The 15,034-nt window shown below is 67.4% G+C and carries 14 protein-coding genes, 1 riboswitch and 1 other annotated feature; of the genes, 9 read left to right on the top strand and 5 right to left on the bottom strand.

Annotation, left to right across the window (positions count from 1 at the left end):
• Positions 1-2: 2 nt before the first annotated feature.
• Complete coding sequence (locus tag ACTIEW_RS00070) at positions 3-1,484, bottom strand: SulP family inorganic anion transporter (protein WP_439475864.1); 1,482 nt, start codon at positions 1,482-1,484, stop codon at positions 3-5.
• Between the two features lie 36 nt (positions 1,485-1,520).
• Positions 1,521-1,584, bottom strand: a sequence feature (sul1 is cis-regulatory element that is thought to sense ions involved in sulfur or methionine metabolism; They are found in Alphaproteobacteria).
• A gap of 224 nt (positions 1,585-1,808) precedes the next feature.
• Between ACTIEW_RS00070 and chrA the strand changes: the two genes are divergently transcribed.
• A complete protein-coding gene (gene chrA, locus ACTIEW_RS00065) occupies positions 1,809-3,002 on the top strand; it encodes a chromate efflux transporter (RefSeq protein WP_439475863.1) in 1,194 nt (397 codons plus the stop codon).
• A 10-nt stretch (positions 3,003-3,012) separates the two neighbouring features.
• Here chrA and ACTIEW_RS00060 read toward each other — a convergent pair whose 3' ends face one another.
• Entirely contained in the window at positions 3,013-4,011 is a 999-nt protein-coding gene (locus tag ACTIEW_RS00060; protein WP_439475862.1) for a D-cysteine desulfhydrase, read from the bottom strand.
• 250 nt (positions 4,012-4,261) lie between these two features.
• On the opposite strand from ACTIEW_RS00060, the gene ACTIEW_RS00055 reads away from it, so the two are divergent.
• The 3 genes from ACTIEW_RS00055 (at position 4,262) to ACTIEW_RS00045 (ending at position 7,544) form a co-directional block, all read left to right on the top strand.
• Positions 4,262-4,885 carry a TetR/AcrR family transcriptional regulator gene (locus ACTIEW_RS00055; RefSeq protein ID WP_439475861.1) on the top strand — a complete coding sequence of 208 codons (624 nt, stop codon included), beginning with the start codon at positions 4,262-4,264 and terminating at the stop codon, positions 4,883-4,885.
• Positions 4,886-4,912: 27 nt separating this feature from the next.
• Positions 4,913-5,020: riboswitch (TPP riboswitch) on the top strand.
• A 163-nt stretch (positions 5,021-5,183) separates the two neighbouring features.
• Positions 5,184-7,013, top strand: coding sequence for a phosphomethylpyrimidine synthase ThiC (gene thiC / locus ACTIEW_RS00050; RefSeq protein ID WP_439476294.1), 1,830 nt, complete (start codon positions 5,184-5,186; stop codon positions 7,011-7,013).
• 312 nt (positions 7,014-7,325) lie between these two features.
• Positions 7,326-7,544: a hypothetical protein gene (locus tag ACTIEW_RS00045; protein WP_439475860.1), complete on the top strand. Its 219-nt coding sequence runs from the start codon at positions 7,326-7,328 to the stop codon at positions 7,542-7,544.
• Between the two features lie 125 nt (positions 7,545-7,669).
• Here ACTIEW_RS00045 and ACTIEW_RS00040 read toward each other — a convergent pair whose 3' ends face one another.
• Together ACTIEW_RS00040 and ACTIEW_RS00035 are read right to left on the bottom strand one after the other, a co-directional pair.
• Complete coding sequence (locus tag ACTIEW_RS00040; RefSeq protein ID WP_439475859.1) at positions 7,670-9,037, bottom strand: AAA family ATPase; 1,368 nt, start codon at positions 9,035-9,037, stop codon at positions 7,670-7,672.
• Between the two features lie 454 nt (positions 9,038-9,491).
• Positions 9,492-10,151, bottom strand: a complete 660-nt coding sequence (locus ACTIEW_RS00035) for a DsbA family oxidoreductase (protein WP_439475858.1) — start codon at positions 10,149-10,151, stop codon at positions 9,492-9,494.
• Positions 10,152-10,450: 299 nt separating this feature from the next.
• On the opposite strand from ACTIEW_RS00035, the gene ACTIEW_RS00030 reads away from it, so the two are divergent.
• Together ACTIEW_RS00030 and ACTIEW_RS00025 are read left to right on the top strand one after the other, a co-directional pair.
• The gene (locus tag ACTIEW_RS00030; protein WP_439475857.1) at positions 10,451-10,792 is read left to right on the top strand and encodes a hypothetical protein; all 342 of its coding nucleotides are present in this window, start codon (positions 10,451-10,453) and stop codon (positions 10,790-10,792) included.
• 253 nt (positions 10,793-11,045) lie between these two features.
• Positions 11,046-11,609 carry a hypothetical protein gene (locus ACTIEW_RS00025; protein ID WP_439475856.1) on the top strand — a complete coding sequence of 188 codons (564 nt, stop codon included), beginning with the start codon at positions 11,046-11,048 and terminating at the stop codon, positions 11,607-11,609.
• A gap of 16 nt (positions 11,610-11,625) precedes the next feature.
• Here the strand turns inward: ACTIEW_RS00025 and ACTIEW_RS00020 are convergent, their stop codons facing one another.
• A complete protein-coding gene (locus ACTIEW_RS00020; RefSeq protein ID WP_439475855.1) occupies positions 11,626-12,804 on the bottom strand; it encodes an acetyl-CoA C-acetyltransferase in 1,179 nt (392 codons plus the stop codon).
• A 221-nt stretch (positions 12,805-13,025) separates the two neighbouring features.
• Here ACTIEW_RS00020 and trhA point away from each other — a divergent pair, with 221 nt between their 5' ends.
• The 3 genes from trhA to ACTIEW_RS00005 are packed head-to-tail and all read left to right on the top strand — an operon-like array spanning position 13,026 to position 14,750.
• Positions 13,026-13,739: a PAQR family membrane homeostasis protein TrhA gene (gene trhA / locus ACTIEW_RS00015; protein WP_439475854.1), complete on the top strand. Its 714-nt coding sequence runs from the start codon at positions 13,026-13,028 to the stop codon at positions 13,737-13,739.
• A 59-nt stretch (positions 13,740-13,798) separates the two neighbouring features.
• Complete coding sequence (gene phaR, locus ACTIEW_RS00010) at positions 13,799-14,398, top strand: polyhydroxyalkanoate synthesis repressor PhaR (protein WP_439475853.1); 600 nt, start codon at positions 13,799-13,801, stop codon at positions 14,396-14,398.
• Between the two features lies 1 nt (position 14,399).
• On the top strand, positions 14,400-14,750 hold the full coding sequence (locus ACTIEW_RS00005) for a hypothetical protein (RefSeq protein ID WP_439475852.1): 351 nt from the start codon (positions 14,400-14,402) through the stop codon (positions 14,748-14,750).
• Positions 14,751-15,034: the final 284 nt, after the last annotated feature.

Below are 15,034 nucleotides of genomic sequence, written 5' to 3'. Positions count from 1 at the left end.
CCTCAGTGCCCCGCCGCCGCCGGCAGATGGTCCTTGTCGTGCTTGCCGACCCGGTCGATCAGCGTCTGCCCGGCCTCGTTCATGCCGATGACCTCCACCTCCGCCCCCTGACGGCGATAGCGGAACACCACCTTGTCGACCGCGGCCACGCCGGTCAGGTCCCACAGATGCGCCCCCGTCATGTCGATCTCGACGCGCACCGGATGCCCGTGATGCTCGAAGGCGGCGGCGAAGACGTCGGCCGAGGCGAAGAACAACTGGCCGGTGACGCGATAGCGCAGGACGCCCTCCTCCGGCGTCGGAATCTCCTCGACCACCACCGTCTTGCCAACCTTGCGCATGAAGAAGACCGCCGACAGGATCACCCCCAGCACCACCCCCTTCGACAGGTCGTGTGTGACGACCACCGTCGCCGTCGTCGCGATCATGACGATGGACGACTGGATCGGCGTCGAGCGCAGGTTCAGCACCGACTTCCAGTCGAAGGTGCCGACCGAGACCATGATCATCACGGCCACCAGCGCCGCCATAGGGATCTGCGCCACCCAGTCCTGCAGCACCAGGATCAGGAACAGCAGGAACAGCCCGGCCCACAACGTCGACAGCCGACCGCGCGCGCCCGACGTCACATTGATGATCGACTGGCCGATCATGGCGCAGCCCGCCATGCCGCCGAACAGCGACGAGGCGATGTTGGCGATGCCCTGACCGCGCGTCTCGCGATCCTTGTCTGACGGCGTGTCGGTCAGGTCGTCCAGCAGGTTGGCGGTCAGCAGACTCTCCAGCAGACCCACGAACGCCAGCGTCGCCGAGATCGGCCCGATGATGACCAGCGTCTCCCAGGTCAGGGGCACGGCCGGGATGTGGAACATCGGCAGGGTCGAGGGCATCTGGCCCATGTCGCCCACGGTGCGCACGTCCAGCCCGCTCCAGATGACGAATCCGCTCAGCACGATGATCGCCACCAGCGGTGACGGCACGGCACGGGTCAGACGCGGCAGGCCGTAGATGATGCCGAGGGCGGCGCCGACGAGGGCGAAGGTCTGCCAGTTGGCCCCGACCAGCTCGGGCATCTGGGCCAGGAAGATCAGGATCGCCAGCGAGTTGACGAAGCCCGTCATCACGCTGCGGCTGACGAATTTGATGTACCGCCCCAGCTTCACCACCCCGACGAGGATCTGGAACACGCCGGTCAGCAGCGACGCCGCGAACAGATATTCGATGCCGTGGTCGCGCACGAGCGTGACCATCAGCAGGGCCATCGCCCCGGTCGCCGCCGAGATCATCGCCGGTCGTCCGCCCACGAACGAGATCGTCACCGCGATGACGAAACTGGCGTAGAGGCCCACCGCCGGATCGACCCCGGCGATGAGGGAAAAGGCGATCGCCTCGGGGATCAGGGCCAGGGCCACGACGGTGCCCGCCAGCAGGTCGCGGCGGGGATTGGCGAGCCATTGCTGGCGCGCGGAAGCGATGACGGACATTCGGGATTCAACTGGATGGGCCGCATGACACGGCTCGATTTCCCGACGGATAGGCGGTCAGGATAGCCACCCGCCGCCTGCGATCAGGGCCGGGTCCGAGGTGATGCCGGGGTCTTTGCCCGCATGGGGCGACGGAGGCAAGCCGAGGATGATCATGGCGGCGGGTTTGTGGCCATGGCCATTGGACCGCAACAGGGTCCCGCCCCCGCGAGCCGACTATCGTCCGCAGGGGGTCGTGGACTATAGACTTCGCTGGCCCCGGATCAGCGGAATCGTGAGCCCGGCCGGTCGCTTGGGCCATGTCAGGCATCTGGAAGGATCGATGTGGATCAGTCTGAAGCGCGCCCCCCTCACCTCAGCCTGATCGCGCTTTTCCTGCGCTTCCTTCGCTTCGGCGTTCTCGCATTCGGAGGGCCGGTCGCGCAGATCGCGATGATCCGCCGTGAGCTGGTGGATCGGGAGCGTTGGATCGACAGCGGTCGGTTCAACAGGCTGCTCGCGGTCATGCAGGCGCTACCCGGCCCCGAGGCGCACGAGCTGTGCGTCCATCTCGGGATCACGGCTCGCGGACGCCTCGGCGGCCTGCTTGCCGGGCTGGGGTTCATGCTTCCCGGCCTCGTCCTGATGCTGCTGGCGGCCTGGGCCTATTCAGAGCTGGCGGACCAGTCGCCCTTGCTTGGGGCGGTGTTCGTCGGGGTTCAGGCGACGGTTCTGGCGGTCATCGTCCGGGCCGTGCACCGGATCGGCGAACATATTCTCGGTTCGGCCTCGCTCTGGGTCGTTGCGGTCGCGTCGACGGCGGCCACGGTCGCGGGCATCAGCTTCTGGATCGTATTACCGGCGGCGGGCCTGTCCTATGCCGCTCTGAAATCACGGCGATGGTGGCTTCTCGCGCTCACTCTGACCGCCGCGATTGCACTCGGCCTCGTTACCCGCTCCAACCCGGGCGAACTCGCGATGGTGGCCACGGTCGATCCGATTGCCGCGACCACGCTGGCGCTGTTCGGGGCGGGGCTTAAAGGGGGCCTTCTGACCTTTGGCGGGGCCTACACCGCCATTCCGTTCGTGCGAGGGGATACGGTCGGACGGGGCTGGGCCAGCGACGCCCAGTTTCTGGACGGGGTCGGCCTCGCAAACGTCTTGCCCGCGCCCCTGGTGATCTTCGCCACCTTCGTGGGCTGGATGAGCGGCGGTCTGGCCGGGGCCTTGGCCATCACCGCCGGGATGTTCCTGCCGGCTTTCGCCTTCTCGATGGTCTTCTACGAACGACTGGAGCGGGTCGTGGAAGACCCGCGGCTGCAAACCGTCCTGACCGGAGTGGCGGCCGCCGTGGTGGGGATCATCGGGGTCACGGCGTATCAACTTGGAGCGGCCGCCGTCGCCAACACGCCGAACCCTGGCCTGACGGCCGCCTTGTTTCTGGGCGCGCTCATCACCGTCTACGTCTGGAACAGTCGCTATTGCCCCCCGCTGGTGCTGGCGGTTGGAGCCGCGGCCGGAGCGGTGCTGCTACAGTGAGCCTGACCGCCTACAAAGCCCCCTCGATCTCGCCCTGATACCCGAACAGCCCCTGCGCCCCGCCCGTGTGCAGGAACACCACCGTCTCGTTCTCGAACCGCCCGGCCTTCGCCAGCGCGATCAGACCCTTCATCGCCTTGCCTGTATAGACCGGGTCCAGCACGATGGCGTCGGTCCGCGCCGCCAGTTTCAGGGCCTCGATGACGGCGTCGTCGACCAGGCCATAGCCCTCGCCGACATAGTCGCAGTCGGCCACGACCATGCCCGCCGTCACCGCGTCCGGCCGTCCCAGGAGGGTCGCCGTCTCGCGGGCCAGCTTCAGCACATTCTCTTCCTGCTTTTCCTTCGGCGCCCGGACGCCGATGCCCAGCACGGGAATGTCCGCCCCCATCACCGCCAGCCCGGCCACCAGACCGGCATGGGTCCCGGCGCTGCCCGTGGCGGTGATGATCCGGTCGATCTGCATGTCCAGCTCATCGGCCTGGACCACGATCTCGCGGGCGCAGTCTACATAGCCCAGCGCCCCGACCGGGTTCGAGCCGCCGCCGGGGATGATGTAGGGCCGGCCGCCGCGCGCGCGCACCTCCGCCGCCATCTTCTCCAGCTCGGCCGGCATGTCCGAACCGCCCGGCACGGTGCGGATGCCCGCCCCGAACAGCCGGTCCATCAGGACGTTGCCGTTGCGGGTGTAGTCGACCGCCGTCGAGCCCGTCCGCTCTTCCAGAATGACCTCGCAGGCCAGGCCGTGCGCCGCCGCCGCCGCCGCCGTCTGGCGCACATGATTCGACTGCACCGCCCCCTGGGTCACCAGCGTGTCCGCGCCGCATTCAAAGGCGTCGCCCAGCAGGAACTCCAGCTTGCGGGTCTTGTTGCCCCCGCCGGCCAGCCCCGTGCAGTCGTCCCTCTTGATCCAGATCTCGACCCCCAACGCCTCACTCAGCCGCGGCAGGGGCTCCAGCGGCGTCGGCAGATGGGCGAGGCGGATGCGGGGGAAGCGGGCGAGGTGCATGGGTGGAGACTCCGGGGGACCGCCTCCGTTACCACCCCGACGCCCGTCCGGCGAACTGTCTGGAAATTTCCGGGAACCGATTTCGCCGACCGCAGTTTATCGATCGGACCTTGCGGCGATGCGCGCTCGACAGAGTCTACCGCGGCCCGGACCCTGCGAACGCCCCCCCGATGCAGGCCGGGCCGCACCCTTCCCCAAACAATGACGGCCCTGCTTGCCGACTCAGGTCGCGCGGCCCGATGCTGAGCGAATGGCCGAATCGCCCGAGAGCAACACTGTCCGTCTGCGCAGCCGCCCCGCCACCGAGGCCCTCATCGTCGAGGCGGGCGAGCGCATCCTGCTGCGTGACGGCTTTCCCGGCCTCAATGTCCAGACCCTGGCCGCCGAGGCCGGCTGCGACCGAAAGCTGGTCTATCGCTATTTTGACGGCGCCGACGGGGTGGTCGCCCGTATCGCCTCCCGCGCCCATGCCGGGCTGGTCCGCAGCCTCGACGCCACGCCCCCCGCCGGCTCGGAGTCCCTGCGCGCCTTCGCCCGCGAGAGCCTGTCGGCCTGGCTCGGCGCGCTTCGGGCCAGCCCCCTGACCCTGCGCCTCATGGCCTGGGCCCTTGTCGAGGCCTCGCCCCTGCTCAACCGCATCGAGTCCGAGCGCTCGGCCGTGCTCCAGGCCTGGATGCGCGAGCGCCGCCCCCGCCTGCGCCTGCCCCCCTCCGGCGATGCGGTGGCGATCAACGCCGTCCTGCTCGCCGCCGTCCAGCACCTCGCCCTCTCCGGCGGCGCCCGCCCCGGCGTCGGCGGCGTGGCCCTCGACGAGGCCGGCTGGGCCCGCATCGAAGGCGCGCTCGACGCCCTGCTCGCCGCCTTCCCGGATTGAAGCCCGCGCCGGTCGGGCGTAGGGTGCTCCCGTTCTCCGGGGGGTCGCTCGCAGCGGCTGAGATTGGCGTATCCGCCTGACCCGTCGAACCTGATCCGGGTCATGCCGGCGAAGGGATGAGTACGCTGCCCCGCGGAACCGGGGCCTTGTCATCCCCGCGAAAGCGGGGACGCCCGACGTCGGCGCCCTCAACACCGAGGCCGCCATGAACATCGCCGTCCCGCCCCCCACGACTCTGGCCGAGCTGCCGCACGAGCCAAACATCGACCTGTCGCTCAAGGACGCCCGCGAGGCGGTGATGCGCGAGACCGGAACCATCCCGACCGGCGAACGCGCCGGCAGCCGCAAGGTCTATGTCGCCGGCGAACTCTACCCCGACATCCGCGTCCCCTTCCGCGAGGTCGCCGTCCACCCGAGCGCCAATGAGCCGCCGGTGACCATCTATGACTCCTCGGGCCCCTACACCGACCCGACCGTGACCATCGACATCAAGCGCGGCCTGCCGCTGGTGAAATCCAGCTGGCAGCTCGACCGCGGCGACATCGCCCCCGTGGCGAACCCCCGCGACGTCAAGCCAGAGGACAACGGCCACGCCAGCGGCAAGCATCTCGCTCCCCGCTTCGACACCAGCCACCACCGCGTCTTCAAGGGCGTCGAGGGCCGCCCCGTCACCCAGTACGAATACGCCAAGGCCGGCATCATCACCCCCGAGATGGAATACGTCGCCATCCGCGAGAACCTGCGGCGCGAACAGTCCGCCCCCTGCATCCGCGACGGCGAGGATTTCGGCGCCAGCATCCCCGACTTCGTCACTCCCGAGTTCGTGCGTCAGGAAATCGCCCGCGGCCGCGCCATCATCCCGCACAACATCAACCACCCCGAAGTCGAGCCGATGATCATCGGCCGCAACTTCCTGGTGAAGATCAACGCCAACATCGGCAACTCCGCCGTCCTCTCCAGCGTCGACGACGAGGTCGACAAACTGGTCTGGGCCACCCGCTGGGGGGCCGACAACGTCATGGACCTGTCGACCGGCCGCAACATCCACAACATCCGCGACTGGATCATCCGCAACAGCTCGGTCCCCATCGGCACCGTGCCGATCTATCAGGCGCTCGAGAAGGTCAACGGGATAGCCGAGGACCTGACCTGGGAGGTCTATCGCGACACCCTGATCGAACAGGCCGAACAGGGCGTCGACTATTTCACCATCCACGCCGGCGTCCGCCTGCCCTTCGTGCCGATGACGGCCAAACGCGTCACCGGCATCGTCTCACGCGGCGGCTCCATCATGGCCAAATGGTGCCTGTCGCATCACCGCGAGTCCTTCCTCTACGAGCATTTCGAGGACATCTGCGACATCATGCGGGCCTACGATGTGTCGTTCAGCCTCGGCGACGGCCTGCGTCCCGGCTCCATCGCCGACGCCAATGACGAGGCCCAGTTCGCCGAACTGCGCACCCTCGGCGAGCTGACCAAGATCGCATGGGCCAAAGGCTGCCAGGTCATGATCGAGGGCCCCGGCCATGTGCCGATGCACAAGATCAAGGCCAATATGGATGAGCAGCTGAAACACTGCCACGAGGCGCCCTTCTATACCCTGGGGCCGCTGACCACCGACATCGCCCCCGGCTACGACCACATCACCAGCGCCATCGGCGCGGCCATGATCGGCTGGTTCGGCACGGCCATGCTCTGCTACGTCACGCCCAAGGAGCATCTCGGCCTGCCCGACCGTCAGGACGTCAAGGACGGCGTCATCACCTACAAGATCGCCGCCCACGCCGCCGACCTCGCCAAGGGCCACCCGGCCGCCCGCCTGCACGACGACGCCCTCAGCCGCGCCCGCTTCGAGTTCCGCTGGGAAGACCAGTTCAACCTCGGCCTCGACCCCGAAACGGCCCGCAAATACCACGACGCCACCCTGCCCAAGGAGGCCCACAAGACCGCCCATTTCTGCAGCATGTGCGGCCCGAAATTCTGCTCGATGAAGATCAGCCAGGACATCCGGAGGGATGCGGCGGCGCAGAATGATGCGGGGGGATCGCTGGAGGCGGCCGAGGCCGGGATGGCGGAGATGAGCGCGAAGTTCCGGGCCGGGGGCGGGGTGGTGGAGGTGAAGGTGTAGGCATCAGGCCCGGAAGACACCGAAGGAGCTCATCGCCCTTCGGAGGTCTGTCTCTAACTGCCGGAAGGATCTAGACCGCCTCAACGCATCTATCGATTGAGCCTGCGCGATACGGGCGAAATAGAGGCTGGGTCCAGGTCGCCTGCGCCTACCTACCACTTCATCAATGGCGGCTGAAAGGATACCTTTTGGATCTGGCAGCGCCTCAGCGAGTGCCGCGGTGCTAGGCAGGCCTAAGTCAGCTGCCGAGCCAGCGTAACCAAGAGCGTCCAGCACTGCATCCGCATCCGCCAACACCCATGCTTCGGTCTCATGACGGGGGGCGATTACAACACACTGGTCGAGCGACCAACCACAACGCTCGTTTGCAAGCTCGCAAAAGCGGTGACTACGGGCGTGGAGGGTATCTTCCGCAGCACGGCCGCCCGTATCAGCGTGGACGAAGACGATCCGGATCGCATCGGCGTTCTTGCAGATTTCCGCAGCAACGGCCTCACCACTTCGGTCTGCGGCCTTAACCGCAACGGGTGAGTCGGGAATCACCACGTTTCGTTGGCCATCAATCCGGGAAATCTCGTCCATCAACCGGGGCAGAAGGACCTCAAAGTAGGCATGGTCCGACGGACCTTCACAGAAGGCGGCCCACGGGAGATAGGTCACGCCTCTTCGCTCAGCTTCTTGAGTAGCGAACCAATTTCACGGCGACTCAGATCGGTCTCAGGATCGAGGTCCAGCTTTCCAGATTCGATGCCTGTACGCATGCGAGTTCGCGTGGATTTTGACTGGGTGGCGGGCTCGATGCTGCTGACCGTATCTGCAGCAATAATCTCGCTGTCTTGGAGGGCAGCCATGACCGCCGGCGAGTGTGTATTAACAAGAATCTGAAACAACGATCCGAAGTCAGCGTCACCGGCTTGCCAAACAGAATCGCGTAGCAGCCGGACTAGTGCCGGAATTCTTCCCTCGTGCACTCCGTTCTCGGGCTCCTCAAAACAAAGGATGCCTTTTCTTTCCGGATCATCGAGCACCGCGAGAAGCGCCAGCAATCTTAGGGTGCCGTCAGATATCACTCGGGAACTGAACGTCAGATCGTCGGCCATGCGGACGCTGAACGAGTGCTCCTTTGCTCCATCATAATCGTGAACCTCGATGGCCCGGACTGATGGAATCAACGAGCTCAAGTCAGCCGCGATATCGGACATCACGCCCGCCGGGCGTTTCGGACTACCGGTTTCTTGCTGCAGACGAGCCAATACAGCCGCCAAGTTAGATGCGTCGGCCTTTAGTATTTTCGTGTCAAAGCGATCAACTGCGCCTCGGGCGGCACGAGGATTGATTTCCAGAAAACGGATCGAAGTCAGAAGGTCGCGCAAAGCGTAAAGGTGGGGGAACTCAGCAGTAGCAATCGTTGAAAGCGCCGTGCGGCCCGCCTCAAACGCAGGCAACTTGACTGGTCGCCCTCGCTTGGATGTGCCTGCTTCGTTGGCCGGCCCGTCTTGGCGAATGTTAAATGCTGTCGGCTGCCCATTCTCGTCGGCATCCATGTCGATGAACGGGTTCCGCCGGTAGGAAGTGGCCGACTGCTCCTGCTTCAAATATTCCGCACGATCGTACGTCTTCGCGATCGGATGGCAGGCTTCGTACGATACGTAGACGCCAGCCGGGTAGCCCCCTCCATCGAGTTTCATCGTCAAGCGAAGCTCGTACCTGAGGCGCTGAGCCTTAATTCGATACTTTTTTCCGAAAGCGTCAGAGCCGGTGGGGGACAGGAAAGCTTCAACAGCAAATTTCATGTGCTGATAGCGGCGACTAGGCGTCCAGCGGAAGAGTTCTTCGGGTTCACCCCGAAGCTCCAGCATTGCGCTTCGCACATCACCTTGGGCCAGCAAGGAGATGAACTTGATCGCATCAAAGAGGTTGGATTTGCCGCTCGCGTTGGGCCCCACGACGGCAGAGAAGGGCTGAAGATCGAGAACGAAATCCTCAAAAGTCTTGAACCCGTCGATTTCGATGCGTGTCAGCATGGAGTGACCGTATCTGGCTCCGGCCACCTAGAGCAATCGTCGTGATTAAGCCCCTCTCGCCTAATCCCCCGCAGCGCATCCTCGAACCCTCTCGGGGGCACAAGCTCTCTCACAGTGGGAGGTCGCTCAGAGTTCGGCGGCCATCCCCCTCAACGCCTCCTCAAACACCCCCGCCGGCTGCCCGCCCGAGATCAGCCACTTCCCCTCCACCACCACGGCGGGCACCCCGGTGATCCCGCGCGAGACCCACAGCGCCTCCGCCGCCCGCCTCTTCTCCCCTTCCCCTCGACGGGGTGGAGGCGGGTCGCCGAAGGCGGACCGACGACGGGTCGGGGGATGGGGTGGAGGCAGGCCGCATCCGGAGAGGACGCGAGAGGCGACGGCGCCCTTCGGCGGGCCGCAGCGAACAGCGAGCTTCCACCCCCTCCCAACCCTCCCCCGTCGAGGGGGAGGGCTATGTGTTGGCCATCCCCCTCAACGCCTCCTCGAACACCCCTGCCGGCTGTCCGCCCGAGATCAGATATTTCCCCTCCACCACCACGGCGGGCACCCCGGTGATCCCGCGCGAGACCCACAGCGCCTCCGCCGCCCGCACCTCGGCCGCATAGAGGTCGTCGGCCAGCACCTCGACCGCCTTCGCCCGGTCCAGCCCCGCCGCCGCCGCCGCGTCGGCCAGCACGTCCGCGTCCGTCATCGTCCGGCCGTCGGTGAAATGGGCCGTGAACAGCGCCGCCTTCAGCGCCCTCTGCTCGGCCATCCCGATCGTCCCCGCCCAGTGCAGCAGCCGGTGGGCGTCGAAGGTGTTCCAGATCCGGCTCGCCTCGCCCATCCGCATCTCGAATCCCGGCCAGGCCTCGGCCGCCCGTTGGGTGATCATGGCCCGGTTGGCCGCCGACTGTTCGGGGGTCGAGCCGTATTTGCGGCCGATGTGTTCGACGATATTCTCGCCCTCGGGCGGCATCTGCGGGTTCAGCTCGAACGGCTGGAAATGCACCTCCGCCTCGATCCCCTCGGCCTTCAGCGCTTGTAGCGCCGCCTCCAGCCCGCCCAGCCCCACCACGCACCAGGGGCAGACGATGTCGGAGACGAAGTCGATGTGCAGGGTGCGGGGCATGGGAGGGGTCTCGGAGGGAGGGGCGAGGGAAATATGGGCCCGCCGACGCCTGGCGCCACCCGTCTCCTCCCTGTCGCGAAGCGATGGGGAGGGGGACCACGCGAAGCGTGGTGGAGGGGCGCCCGCCGCGCCGCCGTCTCTACCCCTCCGTCACGGCGCGAAGCCGCGCCGCGCCACCTCCCCATTCGCTACGCGAACAGGGAGGAGACAGCAGCGCGCGCCTCCCTTGCCGCATCCCCACGCCTTGCCCGAATACCGCTGATCGCCTACCCATTGAGGACCATCCCGGGGAGGATCCAATGTTCAAGCGCGTTCTGGCTATCGCAGCCGTCGTCCTGGCGCTCGCGGCCTGTGTGCCGGCGGGCGGCATTCCCGGCGCCGGCTTCATGGGCACTTTCGGCCAGCCGACGGGCGATCATCCCTCGCAGGTCAACGCCGTCATCACCCGGGTCGACGCCGACGCCGGCGCGGCGCAGGTCGTCAGCTGCAGCGCCGCCCCGACCGGCGTCTGCGGCGGCTGCACCGCCGTCTGCCCCGTCGGAACTCCGGCCCGGTGCGCCACCGGTGTGACCCGCTACGCCGCGCCCGGGTCCGGCGTCGCCTCGACCTGCACCCGGGAGGCCGTCTGCGCCTGCGGCTAGGCCGGGTCGAACCGGCGGAGTGATTCCTGTTTCCTCCCTGTTCGCGCAGCGAATGGGGAGGGGGACCATCCGAAGCCTCGCAGAGGCGAAGGATGGTGGAGGGGCGCCCGCCGCTACCCCTCCGTCACGGCGCGAAGGCACGCCGCGCCACCTCCCCATTCTCTACGCGAACAGAGGAGGAGACACCCCCTCCGACCGATTCTGACGTACCCCTCCCCTATCCTCCCGCGTGGCAATGAGGGGAGGACCACAGATGGCCGACGGATCACGTTACGACGACATGGAAACCCGCCCGGGCGAGGGCCGCTGGACAGCGCCCGAGGAGGTGTGGGCGGCGGTGCGGGTGGACTATCTGGCCGGGATGTCGGCGCCCGAGGCCTGCCGCCGCTACGGGGTGGGGCTGACCGCCATGCGGCTGCGGGCGTCGCGCGAGGGCTGGCGGCGGACCGACCAGCCCTGGATCCCGCGCAGCCGGCTCGACCCCGACGACGAGGGCGCCGAGCTGGAGGCGCGCGTCGGCGGAAACCTCGACAGGGTCGATCTGCGGGAACTGGCCTGGGTGGCGCACCGGCGGATGCTCCGGGCGGTGATGCGCGGCGAGGCCATCGAGGCCCTGCGCTGGCGTCGCGTGCACGCGGCCATGGAGGCCGAGCAGGACGAACTGGACCGCTTTCTCGAACAGGAGGAGGCGATCCAGTACATGCAGGCCGGTGCGGACGCAGCGGACGGAGCGGACGGAGCGGACGGAGCGGACGGAGCGGACGGAGCGGACGGCATTTTTTCTCAGCCCGGCGAGCAGGCTACAGGGGACCTATGACCTTCGGCGGTGAGCCCTATGCCCGCTCCACGCACATGGCCACGCCCATGCCCCCGCCGATGCAAAGCGTGGCCAGACCGCGCCTGGCGCCGCGCCGCTTCATCTCATAGAGCAGGGTCGTGAGGATGCGGGCGCCCGAGGCCCCGATCGGATGGCCGATGGCGATGGCCCCGCCGTTGACATTGACCTTGGCCGGGTCGAGCCCGAGCTCCCTGAGCACGCACAGGCTCTGGGCCGCGAAGGCCTCGTTGGACTCGACCAGATCGAGGTCGGCGACGGTCCAGCCGGCCTTCTCCAGCGCCTTCTTCGAGGCCGGGATCGGCCCGGTGCCCATGACCGCCGGATCCACCCCCGCCGTGGCCGAGGAGACGATCCGCGCCAACGGTTCCAGCCCCCGGGCTTTGGCGTCCGCCGCGCTCATCAGCACCAGCGCCGCCGCCCCGTCGTTGAGCCCCGAGGCGTTGGCCGCCGTGACGCTGCCCTCCTTGGTGAAGGCCGGCCGCAGGCCCTGCATGGCCTCCAGCGTGGCCCCGTGGCGGATGAACTCATCCTTGTCGACGACGACATCGCCCTTCCGGCCCTTGATGGTCACCGGCACGATCTCGTCATCGAACCGCCCCGCCTTCTGCGCCGCCTCGGCCTTGTTCTGGCTGGCCACGGCGAAGGCGTCCTGATCGCCGCGGCTGATCTGGAACTGCTCGGCCACGTTCTCGGCAGTCTGGCCCATGTGGTAGCCGTTGAAGGCGTCCCAGAGCCCGTCCTTGATCATGGTGTCGATCAGGCTGAGGTCGCCCATCTTCTGGCCGGTGCGCAGGGCCTGGGCGTGCGGCGCCTGGCTCATGCTCTCCTGCCCGCCGGCGACCACGATCCGGGCGTCTCCCAGCGCGATTTGCTGGGCCCCGATGGCCACGGCGCGCAGGCCCGAGCCGCAGATCTGGTTCAGGCTCCAGGCCGCCGCCTCCCTGGGAATGCCCGCCCCCATCGCCGCCTGCCGCGCCGGCCCCTGCCCCGCCGCCGCCTGCAGCACATGGCCCAGGATCACCTCATCGACCTCTTCCGGCTTGACCCCGGCCCGCTCCAGCGCCGCCCGGATGGCCACCTCGCCCAGCTTCGACGCCGGCAGGCTCGACAGGCCGCCGAGGAAGGACCCGACCGGCGTGCGTGCGGCGGAGACGATGACGACTTCAATGGACATCCAAGGACCTCTGCAACCGGCCGCGGGCGAGGGAGCGCCCGGACCATGGAAAACGAAACCTCTACGCCCTGGCCGGGCATTAGGCCGCGTGAAACTAATCGTGCCGTTTCTGCCGCATCCCGTCGCCTTCGTCACGCATGACGACGCCGTTCAGCGAATGGTCACCTGCCGGACCGTATATTCGCGGGAACAAACAAGAGCGAGAAAGGCTTGATGGGGCCATGCTCAAGAGACTGACAAACGTATTCGTGCAGGTCTGCGTCCCCGACGAGCTGGACATGGCCGAGCACTACCGGACCCCGGCGGAAAAGACCGCCGACCTGATTGTGCACGTGGTCGGCCTGACCCTGGCCGCCGTGGGCGGCATCGTGCTGGCCGTGCTGGCCGCCATCTACGCCGGCGTCGGCGCCGTATTGGCCACCGCCGCCTATGCCCTGTGCCTGATCGCCATGCTGGCGGTCTCGACTGTCTACAACCAGACCCGCCCCTGCGCCGCCCGCCCGATCCTTCGCCGCATGGACGAGGCCGCCATCTTCCTCATGATCGCGGGCAGCTACACCCCCTTCACGACCCAACGATTCGAAGGCTCCTGGGCGATCGGTTTCACCCTGCTGGTCTGGACCGTGGCCCTGGCCGGCGTCTTCACCAAACTCATCGCCCCGCGCATCTCCGACGCCTTCTGGAGTACGGTCTATATCGGCTTCGGCTGGTTGGCCGTGCTGGCGCTCAAACCACTGGTCGACACCGTTCACCCGATCGCCCTGGGGCTGCTGGTGCTGGGCGGCCTGATCTATACCGCCGGCGTATTCGTCTTCATCAGCCCGCAGGTGAAATTCCGCCGGGCCATCTGGCATGGCTTCGTCGTCACCGGCGCCACCGTTCACTGGGCCGCGGTGCTGGTCGGCGTGGTTCTCGCCCCCGCCGCGATGGGCTGATTTGCATGCGGCTTCGCACTGCGGGATAGTGTGGCGTCGCAACAGTTCGGGGGTTTGGCGTGGCGGACAAGAAGGCCGGAGCGGGCGACACCGTCGTCATCAAGAAATACGCCAACCGGCGGCTCTACAACACGGCCACCAGCGCCTATGTGACGCTCGAGGACCTGGCCAAGATGGTCCGCGAGGGCACCGAATTCGTCGTCTACGACGCCAAGACCAATGACGACCTGACCCGCCAGATCCTGACCCAGATCATCTTCGAGGAAGAGAGCCGCGGCGAGGCCCTGCTGCCGGTCCAGTTCCTGCGCCAGCTGATCGGCTTCTACGGCGGACAGATGCAGGGGGTCCTGCCCAGCTATCTGGAGATGTCCCTCGACAGCTTCAGCCGCCAGCAGGAGCAGATGCGCGGCCAATTTTCCAAGGCCTTCGGAGCGGCGCCCGGCGCGGGCATTCTCGACGAGGCGGTCAAGCGCAATATGGCCCTGTTCACCGACGCGATGAAGATGTGGCCGGGCTTCAACGCCCTGACATCCGGCGGCCCGACCCCTGGCGCCACGCCGGAGTCGCGGGCCGCGCCCGCCGCCGACCCGCTGGCCGAGATGCGGCGCCAGATGGACGAGATGCGCAACCAGCTCGACAAGCTGTCGAAGGGCGGCTGACATGACCGACGAGGTTCGCCCCGTCGGTCCCGTCCAACGCCGCGAGGACCGCCGCGCGGACGACCGGCGCGCGGCCGAACGCCGGGCTGCCTTAGCGTCGCGCGCTCTTGTCCCCGTCGACTTCGCGGTCGAGCCTGCCGAGCCCCCGGCAAGACCTGCCCCGGCCTCGCCCGCGGACCCCGGCGCAGCCGTCTTCGCCGCCCAGATGATCGGGCAAACCGGCCAACGCCGCGGCCTGAAAGGCGGCCCCCCAGTGCTGGATGCAGCCCGCTCGGCCTATCTCGGAACGGAACACTCAGGCGCCGCCGAACGCCGCCCGCAACCGGGCAAGGCGAAAGATACTGACGTCTGAAGCCGCGGCACGGTCCTTGCTGAACGACAGGTCTTCAAGCCTCGTTCGGGACCGCCGCCATGCTTACAATCCTCGCGCGCACCATCGACATCACGGTCGTGGCGTTGATCTTCGTCGGCTTTTCCTGATTTTCAAAGACCATGGTTGTGGGCCGCGGTCGTCGGCCCAACGGGATTCCCGACCCGACGTGGCCTGGCGGTTCGCGCAGGCTGAAGCTCTCTCCGGCATCGCTGCCGGAAAGTGACGGGGAGGCCGCGGAGCGCGGGCGGTCAGCCCGGAACCGT

The organism is Brevundimonas sp., from assembly GCF_051860745.1.
Taxonomy (GTDB): domain Bacteria; phylum Pseudomonadota; class Alphaproteobacteria; order Caulobacterales; family Caulobacteraceae; genus Brevundimonas.
This window is presented reverse-complemented; position numbering and strand designations above follow the sequence as displayed.

Coding starts and splice junctions, on each gene's coding strand:
- ACTIEW_RS00025 (WP_439475856.1), top strand. CDS start 11,046: ATGGCCGACGGATCACGTTACGACGACATGGAAACCCGCCCGGGCGAG.
- ACTIEW_RS00035 (WP_439475858.1), bottom strand. CDS start 10,151: ATGCCCCGCACCCTGCACATCGACTTCGTCTCCGACATCGTCTGCCCC.
- ACTIEW_RS00070 (WP_439475864.1), bottom strand. CDS start 1,484: ATGTCCGTCATCGCTTCCGCGCGCCAGCAATGGCTCGCCAATCCCCGC.
- ACTIEW_RS00030 (WP_439475857.1), top strand. CDS start 10,451: ATGTTCAAGCGCGTTCTGGCTATCGCAGCCGTCGTCCTGGCGCTCGCG.
- ACTIEW_RS00005 (WP_439475852.1), top strand. CDS start 14,400: ATGACCGACGAGGTTCGCCCCGTCGGTCCCGTCCAACGCCGCGAGGAC.
- ACTIEW_RS00060 (WP_439475862.1), bottom strand. CDS start 4,011: ATGCACCTCGCCCGCTTCCCCCGCATCCGCCTCGCCCATCTGCCGACG.
- ACTIEW_RS00020 (WP_439475855.1), bottom strand. CDS start 12,804: ATGTCCATTGAAGTCGTCATCGTCTCCGCCGCACGCACGCCGGTCGGG.
- ACTIEW_RS00055 (WP_439475861.1), top strand. CDS start 4,262: ATGGCCGAATCGCCCGAGAGCAACACTGTCCGTCTGCGCAGCCGCCCC.
- thiC (WP_439476294.1), top strand. CDS start 5,184: ATGCGCGAGACCGGAACCATCCCGACCGGCGAACGCGCCGGCAGCCGC.
- trhA (WP_439475854.1), top strand. CDS start 13,026: ATGCTCAAGAGACTGACAAACGTATTCGTGCAGGTCTGCGTCCCCGAC.
- ACTIEW_RS00045 (WP_439475860.1), top strand. CDS start 7,326: ATGACGGGGGGCGATTACAACACACTGGTCGAGCGACCAACCACAACG.
- ACTIEW_RS00040 (WP_439475859.1), bottom strand. CDS start 9,037: ATGCTGACACGCATCGAAATCGACGGGTTCAAGACTTTTGAGGATTTC.